At 70.0% G+C, this 17,385-nt stretch carries 14 protein-coding genes and 5 tRNA genes; 6 read left to right on the forward strand and 13 right to left on the reverse strand.

Annotation, left to right across the window (positions count from 1 at the left end; all coding sequences use genetic code 11):
- Positions 1-64 precede the first annotated feature (64 nt).
- From ACF09C_RS16460 to leuC, 3 genes are all read right to left on the reverse strand, one after another.
- Entirely contained in the window at positions 65-292 is a 228-nt protein-coding gene (locus tag ACF09C_RS16460) for a hypothetical protein (protein WP_260227783.1), read from the reverse strand.
- A gap of 104 nt (positions 293-396) precedes the next feature.
- Positions 397-990, reverse strand: coding sequence for a 3-isopropylmalate dehydratase small subunit (leuD, locus tag ACF09C_RS16465; protein WP_392092145.1), 594 nt, complete (start codon positions 988-990; stop codon positions 397-399).
- Positions 991-996: 6 nt separating this feature from the next.
- On the reverse strand, positions 997-2,421 hold the full coding sequence (gene leuC / locus ACF09C_RS16470; protein WP_392092146.1) for a 3-isopropylmalate dehydratase large subunit: 1,425 nt from the start codon (positions 2,419-2,421) through the stop codon (positions 997-999).
- A gap of 140 nt (positions 2,422-2,561) precedes the next feature.
- On the opposite strand from leuC, the gene ndgR reads away from it, so the two are divergent.
- Positions 2,562-3,278, forward strand: coding sequence for an IclR family transcriptional regulator NdgR (ndgR, locus tag ACF09C_RS16475; protein WP_005311436.1), 717 nt, complete (start codon positions 2,562-2,564; stop codon positions 3,276-3,278).
- 132 nt (positions 3,279-3,410) lie between these two features.
- On the opposite strand, the gene ACF09C_RS16480 is transcribed toward ndgR, so the two are convergent.
- The 10 genes from ACF09C_RS16480 to ACF09C_RS16525 all read right to left on the reverse strand — a co-directional run bounded on the left by ACF09C_RS16480 (position 3,411) and on the right by ACF09C_RS16525 (position 8,052).
- Positions 3,411-3,486: transfer RNA gene (locus tag ACF09C_RS16480), tRNA-Glu, on the reverse strand.
- Positions 3,487-3,528: 42 nt separating this feature from the next.
- Positions 3,529-3,600, reverse strand: a tRNA-Gln gene (locus ACF09C_RS16485).
- 22 nt (positions 3,601-3,622) lie between these two features.
- Positions 3,623-3,695, reverse strand: a tRNA-Glu gene (locus tag ACF09C_RS16490).
- A 61-nt stretch (positions 3,696-3,756) separates the two neighbouring features.
- Positions 3,757-3,829, reverse strand: a tRNA-Glu gene (locus tag ACF09C_RS16495).
- Between the two features lie 43 nt (positions 3,830-3,872).
- Positions 3,873-3,944: transfer RNA gene (locus ACF09C_RS16500), tRNA-Gln, on the reverse strand.
- Between the two features lie 94 nt (positions 3,945-4,038).
- A complete protein-coding gene (locus ACF09C_RS16505; RefSeq protein WP_392092147.1) occupies positions 4,039-4,761 on the reverse strand; it encodes an HAD family hydrolase in 723 nt (240 codons plus the stop codon).
- 24 nt (positions 4,762-4,785) lie between these two features.
- A complete protein-coding gene (locus ACF09C_RS16510) occupies positions 4,786-5,418 on the reverse strand; it encodes an SMI1/KNR4 family protein (RefSeq protein WP_392092148.1) in 633 nt (210 codons plus the stop codon).
- 91 nt (positions 5,419-5,509) lie between these two features.
- Positions 5,510-7,006: a glutamate--tRNA ligase gene (gene gltX, locus ACF09C_RS16515; RefSeq protein WP_392092149.1), complete on the reverse strand. Its 1,497-nt coding sequence runs from the start codon at positions 7,004-7,006 to the stop codon at positions 5,510-5,512.
- Complete coding sequence (locus ACF09C_RS16520; RefSeq protein WP_392092150.1) at positions 6,999-7,784, reverse strand: fumarylacetoacetate hydrolase family protein; 786 nt, start codon at positions 7,782-7,784, stop codon at positions 6,999-7,001. The genes gltX and ACF09C_RS16520 overlap by 8 nt, the downstream gene beginning before the upstream one ends.
- 79 nt (positions 7,785-7,863) lie before the next feature.
- A complete protein-coding gene (locus tag ACF09C_RS16525) occupies positions 7,864-8,052 on the reverse strand; it encodes a hypothetical protein (RefSeq protein ID WP_392092151.1) in 189 nt (62 codons plus the stop codon).
- 540 nt (positions 8,053-8,592) lie between these two features.
- On the opposite strand from ACF09C_RS16525, the gene ACF09C_RS16530 reads away from it, so the two are divergent.
- The 5 genes from ACF09C_RS16530 (at position 8,593) to ACF09C_RS16550 (ending at position 17,383) form a co-directional block, all read left to right on the forward strand.
- Entirely contained in the window at positions 8,593-12,276 is a 3,684-nt protein-coding gene (locus tag ACF09C_RS16530) for a nitrate- and nitrite sensing domain-containing protein (protein ID WP_392092152.1), read from the forward strand.
- A gap of 9 nt (positions 12,277-12,285) precedes the next feature.
- Positions 12,286-12,699, forward strand: a complete 414-nt coding sequence (locus ACF09C_RS16535; protein ID WP_030325548.1) for a roadblock/LC7 domain-containing protein — start codon at positions 12,286-12,288, stop codon at positions 12,697-12,699.
- Between the two features lie 141 nt (positions 12,700-12,840).
- Positions 12,841-13,248, forward strand: coding sequence for a DUF742 domain-containing protein (locus ACF09C_RS16540; RefSeq protein WP_147979834.1), 408 nt, complete (start codon positions 12,841-12,843; stop codon positions 13,246-13,248).
- Positions 13,229-13,810, forward strand: coding sequence for an ATP/GTP-binding protein (locus ACF09C_RS16545; protein ID WP_137993156.1), 582 nt, complete (start codon positions 13,229-13,231; stop codon positions 13,808-13,810). Before ACF09C_RS16540 ends, ACF09C_RS16545 begins: the two co-directional genes overlap by 20 nt.
- A 339-nt stretch (positions 13,811-14,149) precedes the next feature.
- Entirely contained in the window at positions 14,150-17,383 is a 3,234-nt protein-coding gene (locus tag ACF09C_RS16550) for a nitrate- and nitrite sensing domain-containing protein (protein WP_392092153.1), read from the forward strand.
- Positions 17,384-17,385: the final 2 nt, after the last annotated feature.

The following is a 17,385-nucleotide window of genomic DNA, read 5'->3' on the forward strand; positions in this document are numbered from 1 at the left end:
AACACGAAACGGGCTAATCACCCTAGTGCCGCAACGCGGAAGTGCCGTCGCGGAGTTCCTGGTGTCAGTCGTCTTCAGGGAATCGGCCCTCGTCGAGGTCCTTCATCAACCGGTCCAGACGCGTTGCCGCGTCCGCTAGATCGTGCTTCGCCGCTGCCGTGACGACCAGCAGCTTCCGGGACAGCGCCATCCTTACGCCCTCCGGGACTTGCAGTTCGCGCACCCTTGTGTGCGCTTCCTTCAATCGGGCGGCGACTGCCTCGTAGAGCTCGAGTTGGCTGTCGCGTTCCATGCACCGATTGTGCCATCTAGGGCGAGTTGTCGCCCGACGGGGTCTCAACAAGCGACTGCGCCCCCCACCGGAGGGTGGGGGGCGCAGTCGTGGAAAAGCGCTGCTCAGACCGTAATTGTACGGGGCTTGAAGGCCGGCCTGGCCGCCTCGTAGGCGGCGATGTCGGCTTCGTTCTGAAGGGTGAGGCTGATGTCGTCCAGGCCGTTCAGGAGCCGCCAGCGGGCGTTCTCGTCGAGCTCGAAGTCGGCGTCGATCCCGGCGGCGAGCACCTTGCGGCGCTCCAAGTCAACGGTGATTTCGGCCGTCGGGTCGGCCTCGGTCAGCTCCCAGAGGGCGTCCACGGTCGGCTGGTCGAGGACGACGGTCAGCAGACCGTTCTTCAGTGAGTTGCCGCGGAAGATGTCGGCGAACCGGGAGGAGATGACGGTCTGGAAGCCGTAGTTCTGGAGGGCCCAGACGGCGTGCTCGCGGGAGGAGCCCGTACCGAAGTCGGGACCGGCGACCAGGACCGTGGCGCCCTGCCGCTCGGGGCGGTTGAGCACGAACTCGGAGTCCTTGCGCCAGGCCTCGAAGAGCCCGTCCTCGAAGCCGTCGCGGGTGACCTTCTTCAGCCAGTGCGCGGGGATGATCTGGTCGGTGTCGACGTTGCTGCGGCGCAGCGGGACGGCCCGGCCGGTGTGCGTGGTGAAAGCTTCCATGGTTCCTCAGACCCCCGCGGGCGTAGCGACGTCGGACAGATCGGCCGGGGAGGCCAGATGGCCCAGTACGGCGGTGGCGGCGGCGACCTGGGGCGAGACCAGGTGGGTCCGGCCGCCCTTGCCCTGCCGGCCCTCGAAGTTGCGGTTGGAGGTGGACGCGGAGCGCTCACCGGGCGCCAGTTGGTCGGGGTTCATGCCCAGACACATCGAGCAGCCCGCGTGCCGCCATTCGGCGCCGGACTCCTTGAAGACCTTGTCCAGGCCCTCCTCCACGGCCTGCAGGGCGACCCGGACCGAGCCGGGAACGACCAGCATCCGCACCCCGTCGGCGACCTTGCGGCCCTCCAGCAGGGCGGCGGCGTTGCGCAGGTCCTCGATGCGGCCGTTGGTGCAGGAGCCTACGAAGACGGTGTCGACCTTGATGTCGCGCAGCGGCTGCCCGGCGGTCAACCCCATGTACTCCAGGGCCTTTTCGGCGGCCAGGCGCTCCGAAGCGTCTTCGTACGAAGCCGGGTCGGGGACGTTCGCCGAAAGCGGCGCGCCCTGGCCGGGGTTGGTGCCCCAGGTGACGAACGGCGCCAGGGAGGCGGCGTCGATGACGACCTCGGCGTCGAAGACCGCGTCCTCGTCGGACTTCAGGGTCTTCCAGTACGCGACGGCGGCGTCCCAGTCCTCGCCCTCGGGGGCGTGGGCGCGGCCCTTCAGGTACGCGAAGGTGGTCTCGTCGGGGGCGATCATGCCCGCGCGGGCGCCGGCCTCGATCGACATGTTGCAGATGGTCATCCGGGCCTCCATCGAGAGCTTCTCGATGGCGGAGCCGCGGTACTCCAGGATGTAGCCCTGGCCGCCGCCGGTACCGATCTTGGCGATGATCGCCAGGATCAGGTCCTTGGCGGTGACGTCCGCCGGCAGGTCGCCGTCGACCGTGATGGCCATGGTCTTCGGGCGGGCCAGCGGCAGCGTCTGGGTGGCGAGCACGTGCTCGACCTGGCTGGTGCCGATGCCGAACGCCAGCGCGCCGAAGGCGCCGTGCGTGGAGGTGTGCGAGTCGCCGCAGACCACGGTGGTGCCGGGCTGGGTCAGGCCCAGCTGGGGTCCCACGACGTGGACGACGCCCTGCTCGACGTCGCCCAGCGGGTGCAGGCGGACGCCGAACTCGGCACAGTTCTTGCGCAGGGTCTCCAACTGCGCGCGGGAGACCGGGTCGGCGATCGGCTTGTCGATGTCGAGGGTCGGGGTGTTGTGGTCCTCGGTGGCGATGGTGAGGTCGAGGCGCCGTACCTGCCGGCCGTTCTGACGCAGACCGTCGAACGCCTGGGGGCTGGTCACCTCGTGCAGCAGGTGAAGATCGATGAAGAGGAGGTCGGGCTCGCCCTCGGCGCGCCGGACGACGTGGTCGTCCCAGACCTTCTCCGCGAGTGTCCTACCCATCGCTTTCCCTCCGGCCGACGTGATCGCCGGCACAACTAGAGACCCGTTTCGCGAGCCGTTGTGCGGCCGCCCCACCAGAGTGACAAGTTCCCAGGAAAATTGAACTTGCGTTTCACAGAGTGAGACGTGAATATCGTTGCATGGACAACTCTAGCGGCGTGGGTGTTCTCGACAAGGCAGCCCTTGTCCTGAGCGCCCTGGAGTCCGGTCCGGCCACCCTCGCAGGTCTGGTCGCGGCGACGGGACTCGCACGACCCACGGCACATCGCCTCGCCGTGGCACTGGAACACCACCGGATGGTGGCGCGCGACATGCAGGGCCGGTTCATCCTCGGACCGCGCCTGGCGGAGCTCGCCGCCGCGGCCGGTGAGGACCGCCTGCTCGCCACGGCGGGCCCGGTACTGACGCATCTGCGCGATGTCACCGGCGAGAGCGCGCAGCTCTACCGGCGTCAGGGCGACATGCGCATCTGTGTCGCGGCCGCCGAGCGCCTGTCCGGCCTTCGGGACACCGTCCCGGTCGGCTCGACGCTGACGATGAAGGCCGGCTCCTCGGCGCAGATCCTGATGGCCTGGGAGGAGCCCGAGCGGCTGCACCGCGGCCTGCAGGGCGCCCGCTTCACGGCGACGGCCCTCTCGGGCGTACGGCGCCGCGGCTGGGCCCAGTCGATCGGCGAGCGCGAGCCGGGCGTGGCATCCGTCTCCGCGCCCGTACGCGGCCCGTCGAACCGCGTGGTGGCCGCCGTGTCGGTCTCCGGTCCGATCGAGCGCCTGACGCGCCACCCGGGCCGTATGCACGCCCAGGCGGTCATCGACGCGGCCGCCCGCCTCTCCGAGGCGCTCCGCCGCAACGGCTGACGCGCTTCCTGTCCCTCCCGCCCGTACGTACATCCCGGCCCACCGCTTCAACGCCGCAGCGGTGGGCCGGAGTTGTGTGCGCGGAGCGGAACAGCGAAGAAGCCCTCCCCCGAAGGGAAGGGCTTCTTCGTCTGGTACCCCCGACCGGATTCGAACCGGCGCTACCGCCTTGAGAGGGCGGCGTGCTAGGCCGCTACACAACGGGGGCAAGATCTTGTACCACGCGACGGAGTCGCATGATGTTACTGCGCTGGCCTACCAGGACTCGAACCTAGACTAACTGAACCAGAATCAGTCGTGCTGCCAATTACACCATAGGCCACTGGTGGTGTAGACCATTTTCGTACCCCCGACCGGATTCGAACCGGCGCTACCGCCTTGAGAGGGCGGCGTGCTAGGCCGCTACACAACGGGGGCCCTAGCGATCCTGCATCGGGTTCACCGGGTGCGACCCAGGTGATCCCGCGGGAAGGATCTGTACCCCCGACCGGATTCGAACCGGCGCTACTGCCTTGAGAGGGCAGCGTGCTAGGCCGCTACACAACGGGGGCTTTGCGGATGAGATCCGCGTACGATGCAGATGAGCTCTGCGAGCTGGCCTACCAGGACTCGAACCTAGACTAACTGAACCAGAATCAGTCGTGCTGCCAATTACACCATAGGCCACCAAAACGCGATCCCCGGCGAGGGGGATCTTGTTCGGGTTGTGCTCCGGTGGGTTTCTGCCTTTCGGCTTGCTCCCCTCGGCGCAGGAAGAACATTACCTGAAGGTGTCCGGCGCTCCAAAACGGGTATCCCCGCGCAGCAGTCCGGGCAGCTGGGCGAGGCCGGTGATGCGGGTCAGCTCGGGCCGCCCGCCGGTGTCGGCCCGGTCCAGCCAGATGCCCCGGAGCCCCGCGCCGTCCGCCCCCGAGGCGTCGATGTCCGGCTGGTCACCGACGTACGCCACCTCGGCCGGGGCCAGGCCGAGGGCGTCGCAGGCCGCGTGGAAGGCCTCGGCTGCGGGCTTGGCCACCCCGAGCTCCGCGGCGCAGACGACGGCCTCGAAGCGGTCCCGTACGCCGAGCACGCGCAGCTTGCGGTCCTGGTTGTGGATCGAGGAGTTCGACAGGACCGCGTGACGGTAGTCACCCGCGAGCAGGTCGAGCACGGGCAGCGCGTCGGGGAAGAGCTCCCAGGCCGCCTCGTAGTGCGCGACGTACCGGGCGAACCAGGCGTCGGCCTCGGCGGCGGTCAGCCCGGGGGCCGCGAGGAACTCCCGCACGCGCTCGCGCCGCTGGTCCTGGAAGTCCACCCCGCCGGCCTCGAAGCGCCGCCAGTGGACGACCGTGAGCTCCTGCCAACGACGAAGGGCCTGGTCGACGGAGTCGAACCCGTCCACCAGGCCCTCGGCCACGAGATGGTCGCGCATGCCGGCCAGGTCCGCGCGCGAGTAGTCGAAGAGGGTGTCGTCGATGTCCCAGAGGACCGCGCGGATGGCCATGGGACCGAATCTACTCGGGAACGTTCACCAGCGGACCAGGTCCATCGAGTGCCGACCGATCCACTCGGCGAAGGTCAGGGGCCGGTCCTCCAGGGTGAGGGGGAGGATCAGGTCGCAGGTGGCCCGGCCGTCGAACCACATCGTTCCCCGGTACGGGCCGGTGACGGCGAGCAGGGTGGCGAATCCGCAGCCGTGCTCCGCGATGCACACGGCGCCCGAGGTCTTGTGGTCCTGCAGGACCCCGTACTCGTCGTCCCAGGCCTTCCAGGCGGCCTGGCGACTCGCGATGTCGGGGAAGTCCTCCTCCCGCGGCTCACGGTCGTCCAGCTCGTTCTCGCGCTCCACGTAGGAGTCCGGGTGGGGGAAGGGCGTGCTCAGGAGGTGGAGATCGGTGCTGGTGTCGCCCTCCCAGCCCCAGCCGGCCGCCGAGCGGTGGAGGCGGTTCGGCTGACCGCCCGCGCTGTGGAACAGGAGGTGGTGCCGGTACTCCTCGGGGAACGTGATCCCCAGCTGCTCCTCCGCCTCGCGGACCTCGGCCTCGGACAGCGGCGGCGGGGCGTCCGGGGACCCGAACCGCTGCCACCTGGGGCAGCACTTCGCCTTGGCCCGGTCCGCCCGGATCAGGCGCTTCGAGATCTCCAGCCAGTCGATCGTCATGCGCAGGAGCGTAGGCATGGGCCCCGGCGGAGGACGCCGGAGGGGCGACGACCGTCCTGGTCGTCGCCCCTCCGTTCCGTGCGGGCAGCCGTTACGCCGCGAGCTTCGCGAGCGTCGCGTCGATGCGGGACAGGGTCTTCTCCTTGCCCAGGATCTCCAGGGACTCGAAGAGCGGCAGGCCGACGGTGCGGCCGGTGACCGCGACGCGGACCGGGGCCTGGGCCTTTCCGAGCTTCAGGCCGTGCTCCTCGCCGGCGGCCAGGACGGCGTTCTTGAGCGACTCGGGGTCGTTCCAGTCGGCCGACTCCAGCTTGGCGCGGGCGGTGGTCAGGAGGGCCGCCGGCTCGCCCTTCATGGCCTTGTCCCACGAGGGCTGGTCGAAGACCGGCTCGGGCAGGAAGAGGAAGTCCACGTTGGCCGTGATGTCCGAGAGGACCGTGAGGCGGGTCTGGGCGTGCGGGGCGATCCGGTTCCAGGCCTCCGCGTCGAAGTCCTCCGGGGCCCAGTTGGCGTGCGGGGCCTGGAGCCAGGGCTCGCAGGCCTCGGCGAAGGCCTTCACGTCCAGCATGCGGATGTGGTCGGCGTTGATCGACTCGGCCTTCTTCAGGTCGAAGCGCGCCGGGTTCGCGTTGACGTCGGCGATGTCGAACTTCTCGACCATCTGCTCGATGGTGAAGATGTCCTGGTCCGCCGAGAACGACCAGCCCAGGAGGGAGAGGTAGTTCAGGAGGCCCTCGCGCAGGAAGCCGCGCTCCCGGTAGAGGTTGAGGGAGGCCTGCGGGTCGCGCTTGGAGAGCTTCTTGTTGCCCTCGCCCATCACGTACGGCAGGTGGCCGAAGGAGGGGATCTCCTTGGCGACGCCCAGCTCGATGAGCGCCTTGTAGAGCGCGATCTGGCGCGGGGTGGAGGAGAGCAGGTCCTCGCCGCGCAGGACGTGGGTGATCTCCATCAGGGCGTCGTCGACCGGGTTGACCAGGGTGTACAGCGGGGCGCCGTTGGCGCGCACGATGCCGTAGTCCGGGACGTTGTCCGGGGTGAAGGTGAGCTCGCCGCGGACCAGGTCGGTGAAGGTGATCGGCTCGTCGGGCATCCGGAAGCGGACGATCGACTCGCGGCCCTCGGCCCGGTAGCGCTCGATGCGCTCGGCGCTCAGGTTGCGGCAGGTGCCGTCGTAGCCGGAGGGCTTGCCTGCCAGGCGGGCGGCGTCGCGGCGGGCCTCGAGCTCCACGGCGGTGCAGAAGCAGTGGTACGCGTACCCGCCGGCGAGCAGCTTCTCCGCGACGTCCTTGTAGATGTCCATCCGCTGCGACTGGCGGTACGGCTCGTGCGGGCCGCCGCCCGTGCCGGAGGCACTGTCGAACGCTGTCGGGCCCTCGTCCCAGTCGAGACCGAGCCAGCGCATCGAGTCGAGCAGCTGCTGGTACGACTCCTCGGAGTCGCGGGCCGCGTCGGTGTCCTCGATGCGGAAGACCATGGTGCCCTGGTTGTGCCGGGCGAAGGCCCAGTTGAACAGGGCGGTGCGGACCAGGCCCACGTGGGGGTTGCCGGTCGGGGACGGACAGAAACGGACGCGGATCGCGTTAGCCACGCTTGATCACCTTGTTGGTGAGAGTGCCGATGCCTTCGATGGTGACGGCGACCTCGTCGCCGACGTTGAGGGGGCCGACCCCGGCGGGGGTGCCGGTGAGGATGACGTCGCCCGGGAGCAGCGTCATGGCCTCGGTGATGTGGACGACCAGATCCTCGATGGAGCGGACCATGTCGCTCGTACGACCCAGCTGGCGCTGTTCGCCGTTGACCGTGGCCTGGATGGTGAGGTCGCTCGGGTCGAGCTCCGTCTCCACCCAGGGACCGAGCGGGCAGCTGGTGTCGAAGCCCTTGGCCCGGGCCCACTGCTTCTCGCGCTGCTGTGCGTCGCGCGCGGTGACGTCGTTGGCGCAGGTGTAGCCGAAGATGACGTCCTTGACCCGCTCGCGCGGCACCTCTCGGCACATGCGGCCGATGACGACGGCCAGCTCGGCCTCGTGGTGCAGCTCGTTCGAGAAGGAGGGGTACTCGATGGCGTCGCCGGATCCGATGACGGACGTGGTCGGCTTGAAGAAGGCGACGGGTACGTCCGGGACCTCGTTGCCGAGTTCGGCGGCGTGCTCCGCGTAGTTGCGGCCGATGGCCACGACCTTGTTGGGGAGCACGGGCGGCAGGAGCCGTACCTTGCTGAGCGGGACCTTGGTGCCGCTCAGCTCGAAGTCGGTGTACGGGATGCCCTTGATGATGTCGAGGACGAGGCCGCCGGACTCGACGGTTCCCTCGCCCTCGACGGCGCCGAAGGCGACATTGCCGTCGATGGAGAATCTGGCGATGCGCACGAGTGCTGTCGCCCCTCACTTGGTACTGGCTGGAGTCTGACGCTCCAGGCTAACGCGGCAAGGGGCGGCCGCCCGCGTATTACTGTGCGGGCTGAGCGGCCTCGGGGGCGGTCATGAGGACCGTGCGGCGGGGGTTGGCCGTCTGCGTCGGGAGATCGAGCGCGTGCTCCGGCTGCGCGCCCCGGCCGAGCAGCTCGGCGTCCTCGAGGTGGGCGAGGGTGGTGCGGCGGGGGTTGGCCGTGGAGCGGAGCAGCATCGTCGTCTTCATCGGGCGCCTTTACAGAGCGGTCGGTTTGTAAAGCGTCAGGCTAAACGCCTCATTCCCTTCGAATACATGGAGGAGACATCCACTCGGGTGTGAGTTTGCTCACCAATCCGATGACAAACCAGGCATTACGGACCGTCATCCGGGGTCACGGAAACGGACAATGCACCACTGAATGCTCCATTCCGCTCCTGATCATGGCGACTGGGACACCACCGCCGCATGACTCTTTGGAGCTAATACGTCCGATTCCTCCGTGATCATCTTCTACATGGGGTGACATGGTGTGCACGAATTGTCATGCGACCCGTGCCCTGACACGCGGCCCTTGTTGGAGATCCGGCACTGTGCTGGAATTCCACGCACCGCCGCGGTTTGGAGCCGGCGCGCAGGGGGCGCAACGCAGCGCCGGGTGAGCGGCGGGAAAGGGGGAGTTGCGCCGGTCATCGACGACCACCACGGGGGCGCATTCGCGCCCCGAGACGCCGACACCGTCCACTCCGTTCACGCGGAAGGACGCCTGGTCCAGAGGTTGCGACGCTAGTGCAGGGACGATTCAAGAGGGACAGCGCTGCTGCCGAGCAGGAGCCCCGCGCCGGAACCGACCGCGCCCAGAACCCGGGCCAGGGTCCGGCCGGCGAGGGTGGTGACGGCGCCGCGCGCAGCGGCGCCGCGAACGCCTCCTCCGAGTCCAACGCCTCGGCCGCCAAGAAGCCCCGGGCCGAGAACGAGGTCGGGCCTCGAATAGCCCTGCGCAACTGGCGCATCTCGACGCGCCTGGTGGCGCTGCTGACCCTCCCCGTGGTCGCGGCCACCAGCCTCGGCGGCATCCGCATCAGCGAGTCGCTCCAGGACATGGAGCAGCTCGACCACATGCAGCTGCTCACCAAGCTCACCGAAGAGGCGACCGACCTCGCCAAGGCCCTCCAGGCCGAGCGCGACCTGTCCGCCGGTCCGCTCGCCAACGGCAAGTCGGCCAACGACTACCAGGTCGCCAACCCGCGCAAGAACACCGACCGGGCCCAGAAGGCGTTCATGGACGCCACCGCGGAGATCCCGGCCACCGAGGGCGACGAGGCGCTGCAGAGCATCCGCCAGAACGTCTCCCAGATCGCCTCCCAGGTCGTCCAGATCGGCGGCATCCGGCAGGAGGCGTACAAGAGCGGCGTCGCCAAGTCGGTGACGGTCGAGGCGTACAGCCGGCTCATCCGCTCGCTGCTCAGCCTCTCCCAGGACATGGCGCAGGCGACCAGCAACCCCGAGATGATCAAGCGGACCCGTGCCCTCGCGGCGTTCTCGTCCGCCAAGGAGTACGCCTCCGTCCAGCAGGCGATCATCGCCTCCGCGCTCCCGTCGAGCGACAGCCGGAAGGGCAACCTGGAGCAGGGTGACCGTCTCTACGGTTACGCCGCCCAGCAGGGCGAGAAGGTCGAACTCAAGCAGTTCCAGACCATCTACGAGTCCGCCGGCGGCGACGCCGACCAGCTCACCAGCTCGCTGACCACCGGCAACCCGTCCATCGACGCCGCCGACAAGTACGCGGACCGCGTGCTGTCCATCGACTCCGGCATGGCCGGCCGCGCCCCCCGCGGTCACCTGAACTTCACCGACGAGTACGGCACCAAGATCCAGGCCATGACCGTCATCGAGGCCGACCTCCTCGACAAGATGGAGACCAAGGCCCGTGAACTGCGCGCCGAGTCGCAGCGCGAAGCGATCATCAACGGTGCGCTGATCCTGCTCGTCCTCGGTGTCTCCCTCGTCGGCGCCTTCGTCGTGGCCCGGTCCATGATCCGCTCGCTGCGCCGGCTCCAGGACACCGCCACCAAGGTCGCCCAGGACCGGCTGCCCGAGCTCGTCAAGCAGCTCTCCGAGTCGGACCCGCAGGACGTCGACACCTCCGTCGAGTCCGTCGGTGTGCACTCCCGGGACGAGATCGGCCAGGTGGCCGCGGCCTTCGACGACGTGCACCGCGAGGCGGTCCGCCTCGCCGCCGAGCAGGCCCTTCTGCGGGGCAACGTCAACGCGATGTTCACCAACCTCTCGCGCCGCTCCCAGGGCCTCATCCAGCGTCAGCTCTCGCTCATCTCCGAGCTGGAGTCCCGCGAGGCCGACCCGGACCAGCTCTCCTCGCTCTTCAAGCTCGACCACCTCGCGACCCGCATGCGCCGTAACGGCGAGAACCTCCTCGTCCTCGCCGGTGAGGAGCCGGGCCGCCGGTGGACCCGACCGGTCCCGCTGGTCGACGTGCTCCGTGCCGCCGCCTCCGAGGTGGAGCAGTACGAGCGCATCGAACTGGCCGCCGTGCCCGCGACCGAGGTCGCCGGCCGCGTGGTCAACGACCTCGTGCACCTTCTGGCCGAGCTGCTCGAGAACGCCACCTCGTTCTCCTCGCCGCAGACCAAGGTCCGGGTCACCGGTCACGCGCTGCCCGACGGCCGGGTGCTCGTCGAGATCCACGACACCGGCATCGGCCTCTCCCCCGAGGACCTCGCCGCGATCAACGAGCGGCTCGCCTCGCCGCCCACCGTGGACGTCTCCGTCTCCCGGCGCATGGGTCTGTTCGTGGTCGGCCGCCTGTCCCTGCGACACGGCATCCGCATCCAGCTCCGCCCCTCGGACTCCGGCGGCACCACCGCGCTCGTCATGCTCCCGGTCGACGTCGCCCACGGCGGCAAGAAGCCCGCGCCCAAGGCAGGCCCGGGTGGCCAGGGCGCCATGGGACAGGCTCCGTCCGCTCCCGGCGGCCGGCTTGCCGGTGGCCCCGGCGCGGCCGGCGGTGCCGGGGCCGGTGCCCGCCCGGGTCTCGGCGGCGCTCCGAACGGTTCGGCCGCGGGCCGGCTCGCCGCCGGAGCCGGTGCCGCCCGTGGTCAGGTCGGCGCGGGCAGCGGTCCGCGTGCGGCGCTGCCCGGCCGGGACGGTGTGCCGCGCCAGAACGGTCCGCAGGACCGGCCGCAGGGCCAGGCCCCGCAGCAGCAGCCCCAGAACACGCAGAACGCCCACACCGCGCAGATGCCGCAGATCCCCGCGGACCCGCAGCAGCAGCGGCCGGGGCTCGGCGCCGGCGGCTTCGGCGGTGCGCAGAGCGCCATCCCGTCCCGTACGGACGTCTGGGGCGGCCAGGGCAACCAGAGCCAGGGCAACCAGGGCAACCAGGGCCAGAACGGCCCGGGCCAGGGCCGGCCGAACCAGGGCCAGCAGGGCCAGCAGGGTCCGGGCAACCAGGCCCCGCAGGGCGGTTACCCGCGCGCCGAGCTTCCCGGTGGCGGCCAGCAGCAGCGTCAGCAGTCCACGAGCTGGGGCAACGACCAGGCGCAGCCGGTCCGCCGCCCGCAGCAGGACATGACGCCGCTGGACGCCCCGCGCGGCCACGAGGAGCCGGAGACCACGGGCCAGTTCGCCCGTCCTGGGGCCCCTCAGGGCCCGGGCTCCACGGGTCAGTTCCCGCGCCCCGACTTCGGTCAGCAGCAGCCCCCGCAGGCGTACCAGCCCGCAGCGCAGGACCCGGCGTCCACCGCCCAGTTCGCGCGCCCGGACTTCGGTCAGCAGCAGGCGCCCCAGCAGCAGGCTCCGCAGGGGTACCAGCAGCAGGCCCCGCGTCAGCGCGGCGGCAACGACTACGGCGCGCCGCGCCCGGCCGGCAACCTGCCCCAGCAGCCGCAGCAGCCCCAGCTCCAGCAGCCCCGTCAGCCCGAGGCGCTGCCGCCGGCCGGTAACTCGGCCGAGGCGCGGACCCCGCTGTACGACACGCTGGAGACCAACTGGTTCAACCAGAGCCAGGGTCAGGGCGGGCACGGTCAGCAGGCTCCGCAGGCCCCGGCCGCACCTCAGCAGCCCCAGCAGCCCCAGCAGCCCGCTCCCCCGCGTCGCCCCGCCCCGCAGCAGCAGGGCGGCGGCACCGGTGGCGGCCAGCAGCAGCCGGCCGGGCCCGCCTCCTGGCGGACCTCGCCCAACGACGAGTTGGTGCGCCAGGCCGAGCGGGTCCGTAAGCCGGCGGCCGGGGGGATCACCACCTCCGGGCTGCCCAAGCGCGTTCCGCGCGCCAACCTCGTACCCGGGACCGCCCAGGAGCAGGCCCACACGGCCGGCCCCCAGGTCTCGCGTGCACCCGATGACGTCCGCGGCCGGCTCACCAATCTGCGCCGCGGCATCCAGCAGGGCCGCCAGGCGGGCAACTCCACCACGGGCACCTTCCACACCGGCCCCACCCACCAGCAGGAGCGTTAGTTGAGCGCGATGAGCCAGGCGGCGCAGAATCTGAACTGGTTGATCACCAACTTCGTGGACAACACCCCCGGGGTGTCCCACACGGTGGTGGTCTCCGCCGACGGTCTGCTCCTTGCCATGTCCGAAGGATTCCCCCGCGACCGCGCCGACCAGCTGGCGGCGGTCGCGTCCGGACTGACCTCGCTGACCGCGGGGGCGTCCCGGATCTTCGAGGGCGGACCCGTGGCGCAGACGGTCGTGGAGATGGAGCGCGGCTTCCTCTTCCTGATGTCCGTCTCCGACGGTTCGTCGCTGGCCGTGCTCGCGCACCCGGAGTGCGACATCGGCCTGGTGGGCTACGAGATGACGCTGCTGGTCGACCGGGCCGGCAGTGTCCTCACCCCGGATCTCCGTGCGGAGCTCCAGGGCAGCCTGCTGCACTAGCCCCGTACCGTTGCACGTAGCGACAGAGCGGTACGCCCCTCCGTACCGCTCTGGGCACCAGAAACCGTCCGGCCGCCCCATCCGGCCCCCCACCGGCCCCATCAGACGGCATGACCTCGTGCCGTCACGCCCGGAGGATTCATGACCCCGCCCCCCGCCTCTCACGATCCGTACGGCGCCTCCCTCGACGAGTCGTACGGACATGAGGGCGACCAGCCGCTGGTCCGGCCCTACGCCATGACCGGCGGCCGGACCCGGCCGAGGTATCAACTCGCCATAGAGGCCTTGGTCAGCACCACGGCCGACCCGGCGCATCTCGCCACCCTGCTTCCCGAGCACCAGCGCATCTGCCACCTGTGCCGTGAGGTCAAGTCGGTGGCCGAGGTGTCGGCGCTTCTGTCGATGCCGCTCGGCGTGGCCCGGATCCTCGTCGCCGACCTGGCGGAGGCGGGCATGGTGGCGATCCACCAGCCGGGCAACGGAGAGGCCGGCGGCACGCCGGACGTGACACTGCTCGAAAGGGTGCTCAGTGGACTTCGCAAGCTCTAGCGGCGGTGCCGCCCGGTCGACCACCAGCGCGAAGATCGTGGTGGCGGGTGGCTTCGGCGTGGGCAAGACCACGTTCGTCGGCGCCGTCTCGGAGATCAACCCGCTGCGTACCGAGGCCGTGATGACCTCGGCCTCGGCCGGGATCGACGACCTGACGCACACGGGCGACAAGACCACCACGACGGTGGCGATGGACTTCGGCCGTATCACCCTGGACCAGGACCTGATCCTGTACCTCTTCGGTACGCCGGGCCAGGACCGCTTCTGGTTCATGTGGGACGACCTGGTGCGCGGTGCCATCGGCGCCGTGGTCCTGGTCGACACGCGCCGTCTCGCCGACTGCTTCCCCGCGGTCGACTACTTCGAGAACAGCGGCCTGCCGTTCGTCATCGCCCTCAACGGCTTCGACGGCCACCAGCCGTACAACCCTGAGGAGGTCCGCGAGGCCCTCCAGATCGGCCCGGACGCTCCGATCATCACCACCGACGCCCGTCACCGCGCGGACGCGAAGAGTGCTCTGATCACGCTGGTGGAGCACGCGTTGATGGCACGACTCAAGTAGGAGAACGCGTACGGAAGTTGTCGTACGCCCTTCGGGAGGCGGTCTGTGTCCTTTGCCACGGTCCGCCTCCCCCTTCATAACGTTTCGAATGAGAATTGCGGCGCCTCGGACACCCGACGCATCCGATCGGTACCACTGCGCTCACATGAGCCCCGCCTTTTGGCGGGGCTCGTTCTTTATGCCCGTTTTATCTGGGCCGTGGGCGGCGGAAAACGGAAGCTCAGGGCTGTTTGGAAGGGAGCCCTTTCACGTGCTGCAATTCATGAACTCCCGAGTAGTACGGCCCTGAACGAAACACCGGCACAACGTAGGTGCCGACGCCGAGAGGTTGTTGGTCGAGTGAGGCGAAGCAAGGAAAGCTCCGCGGAGCAGCAGGCGCGCGGCAACTTCACGCCGCCGGCACGCACGGTGGCGCCCGCCGCCGACATCGCGGTGCCCGCGACGCCCCCTGCCTCGAGCGGCAAGGGGAGCTCCAGCAAGCTGTCCCCGCGCAACTGGCGGGTACCGACCAGGCTGAACGCGATCCTCCTCATACCCGTGCTCGTCGGCCTCGTCATGGGCGGCTTCCAGGTCAACGGGGCCATCAACACGTGGCAGGAGGCCCAGAACGCCGAGAAGACGGCGCTGATCGTGCGCGCCGCCTCGGAGTACAGCCAGGCCCTGCTTGACGAGCGTGACCTCACCGCCGTCCCCCTGCTGACGGCCAAGTCCGCCGAGGACCGCAAGAGCGACGAGGTGACGAAGGCCTACGCCGCCACCGACGCCGCCAAGGTCAAGTTCGACGAGGCCGTCAAGGACATGCCGGAGGGCGAGGGCCTGGAGCGCCGCCTGCGGCTGTTCCAGGACGAGGAGCCCAAGCTCGAGAAGCTCCGCCAGGCCGCGTACACCACCGCTCTCGACCCGGTGAACACGCAGCTCGGCTACACCGGCGTGCAGCACTACCTGATGGAGTTCTCCAACGAGCTCGGTCTCGGCACGACCAACGTGACCGCCTACGGCCGTACGCTCTACGCCGTCCAGCTCGCCAAGGGCGCCGAGTCGCTCCAGCGCTCGATCGGCACCCAGCTCCTGGTCCGGCCCAGCAAGACGGACGCCGTCTTCGCGCAGCAGTCGGTGGCACTGAACTCGTACAACTACCTGGAGCAGATCGCCCTCGGCGAGTACAACTCCGGTGGCACCCAGGCGGACGTGGACCGGCTGAAGCAGGTCATGTCCGGCAAGGCCGCCGAGGGTGAGAAGAAGATGCAGGCGGCCGGCATCACCCTGCCCAAGGGCGCCGACGGCTCGGTCTTCACCGGGATGGCCAAGGAGATCGGCTCCGCCAAGGACGCCGACGCGATCAAGGACCTCCAGAAGAAGGGCATCACGCCCGAGACCTGGATGGCCGTGGCCACCGGCAAGTTCGACGGCTACACCGAGATCGAGAAGGAACTCGTCGACAAGGCCGTGGCCGAGGCCGCCGAGATCTCCTCGGACGCCCAGACCGACGCCTACGTCACCGGTGGCATCACCGTCATCGCGCTCCTCGCCGCCTTCATCCTCGCCGGAATGATGGCCCGGCAGATGAGCCGCTCGATGCGCGAGCTGCGCACCGCCGCCTTCGCCATCGCCGAGCAGCGCCTGCCGATGCTCGTCGACCAGCTCTCCCGGACCGAGCCGGGCCGGGTGGACACCCGCGTGCAGCCCATCCCGATCGACTCCCAGGACGAGATCGGCGAGGTCGCCCGCGCCTTCGACCAGGTCCACCGCGAGGCCGTCCGGCTCGCCGCCGAGCAGGCCATGCTGCGGGGCAACGTCAACGCGATCTTCACCAACCTCTCGCGCCGCAACCAGTCGCTGATCGAGGGCCAGCTGACCCTCATCACGGACCTGGAGAACAACGAGGCCGACCCGGACCAGCTGGAGAACCTCTTCAAGCTGGACCACCTGGCCACCCGTATGCGCCGCAACGGCGAGAACCTCCTCGTCCTCGCCGGCGAGGAGCCGGGCCGCCGCTGGGACCAGCCGGTGCCGCTGGTCGACGTGATGCGCGCCGCCTCCTCCGAGGTGGAGCAGTACGAGCGCATCGAGCTGGCCGGAGTCCCGGAGGCCGAGATCCACGGCCAGGCCGTGACCGACCTCGTGCACCTGCTCGCCGAGCTCCTGGAGAACGCCACCACGTTCTCCTCCCCGCAGACCAAGGTCCGCGTCACCGCGACCCGCCTGCCCGACGGCCGCGTGATGGTCGAGATCCACGACAAGGGCATCGGCCTCACGGCCGAGGACTTCGCGGACATCAACCACAAGCTGGCCAACCCGCCGACCGTGGACGCCGCCGTCTCGCAGCGCATGGGCCTGTTCGTGGTCGGCCGTCTGGCCGACCGGCACGGCATCCGGGTCCAGCTGCGCCCCTCGGGCGAGCAGGCCGGTACGACCTCGCTCGTCATGCTGCCCGACGCGATCACCCACGGTGGTGGTGGCGAGCAGCTGCCCGAGAACGACTTCACGGTCTCGCAGATCATCCCGCAGCAGGCGGGCCACGCCTTCGAGCCGGTCCACCCGCAGATGCGGACCGCGGCGGAGCTCGGCTTCGACGACTCCCGCTACGAGCAGCCGGCGGACGACCGCCAGCTCGACCCGGTGAACCGTTCGCTCCAGCGCGAGGAGCGCCGGGCGGCCCTGGAGTCGCAGACGCACGGCGACCGTCCGATGTTCCGGGACGAGGTCGACCCCGCGCACCAGGGCTACGCGCCCCAGGAGCAGGAGTACGCCGGGCAGGAGTACGGGCAGCAGGGGCAGGAGTACGCCCAGGAGTACGCGGGCGACTACGGCCAGCCCCAGCAGGCTCAGCAGCACGACGGTTACGACTACGCGCAGCAGGGCTACGACGGCTACGACCAGTCGGCCGGCGGCTACTCCGAGAACGGCTATGCGGAAGCCGGCTATCCGGTCCACGAGGCCGACCAGGGGTCGTACCAGCACGGCTACGAGCCCCAGGGCCAGCAGGCAGAGTGGCCGGGGCAGGCCGGGTACCAGGGCGGCTACGAGCAGAGCTACGGAGCGGAAGCGGAATCTGTTCCCAGCGCTCCCGAACCGGCCGCCGACCGCGTAGGCTTCGACCGTCCGGGTTCGACTCCGAACCCCACCCCGGACGCCGGCCACGCGCTGACCGACGCAGGTCTGCCGCGTCGCGGCAGCAGCGCCGCGCAGGGCCCGCAGCCCACGCGGCAGGCGGCCCAGCCGGCGCAGGCTCCGGTCACGCAGCCGGTGCCGGTCCACCAGAACGAAGCCGACGGCTCCGACGAATGGCGCTCGACGAACGACGAGCGCTGGCAGCGGGCCGAGAAGCTCCGCGACCCGAAGGCCGGCGGGGTCACCTCCTCCGGACTGCCGAAGCGGGTCCCCAAGGCCAACCTGGTCGAGGGCACGGCGGAGCAGACCCCGCAGGGCGGCCCCCAGGTCTCCCGCGCCCCTGAGGACGTTCGGGGCAGGTTGAGCAACCTGCGCCGGGGTGTCCAGCAGGGACGCACCGCGGGAACGGACACGAACGGATCGGGCCTCGGCCCGGGCAGTACCTACAACCAGGAGCGTTAGTG

It is taken from the genome of Streptomyces sp. NPDC014870 (assembly GCF_043081505.1).
In the GTDB taxonomy this organism is placed as follows: Bacteria; Actinomycetota; Actinomycetes; order Streptomycetales; family Streptomycetaceae; genus Streptomyces.

Coding starts and splice junctions, on each gene's coding strand:
- ACF09C_RS16460 (WP_260227783.1), bottom strand. CDS start 292: ATGGAACGCGACAGCCAACTCGAGCTCTACGAGGCAGTCGCCGCCCGA.
- ACF09C_RS16540 (WP_147979834.1), top strand. CDS start 12,841: ATGACCCCGCCCCCCGCCTCTCACGATCCGTACGGCGCCTCCCTCGAC.
- ACF09C_RS16525 (WP_392092151.1), bottom strand. CDS start 8,052: ATGAAGACGACGATGCTGCTCCGCTCCACGGCCAACCCCCGCCGCACC.
- leuD (WP_392092145.1), bottom strand. CDS start 990: ATGGAAGCTTTCACCACGCACACCGGCCGGGCCGTCCCGCTGCGCCGC.
- leuC (WP_392092146.1), bottom strand. CDS start 2,421: ATGGGTAGGACACTCGCGGAGAAGGTCTGGGACGACCACGTCGTCCGG.
- ACF09C_RS16510 (WP_392092148.1), bottom strand. CDS start 5,418: ATGACGATCGACTGGCTGGAGATCTCGAAGCGCCTGATCCGGGCGGAC.
- ACF09C_RS16535 (WP_030325548.1), top strand. CDS start 12,286: ATGAGCCAGGCGGCGCAGAATCTGAACTGGTTGATCACCAACTTCGTG.
- ndgR (WP_005311436.1), top strand. CDS start 2,562: ATGGACAACTCTAGCGGCGTGGGTGTTCTCGACAAGGCAGCCCTTGTC.
- ACF09C_RS16505 (WP_392092147.1), bottom strand. CDS start 4,761: ATGGCCATCCGCGCGGTCCTCTGGGACATCGACGACACCCTCTTCGAC.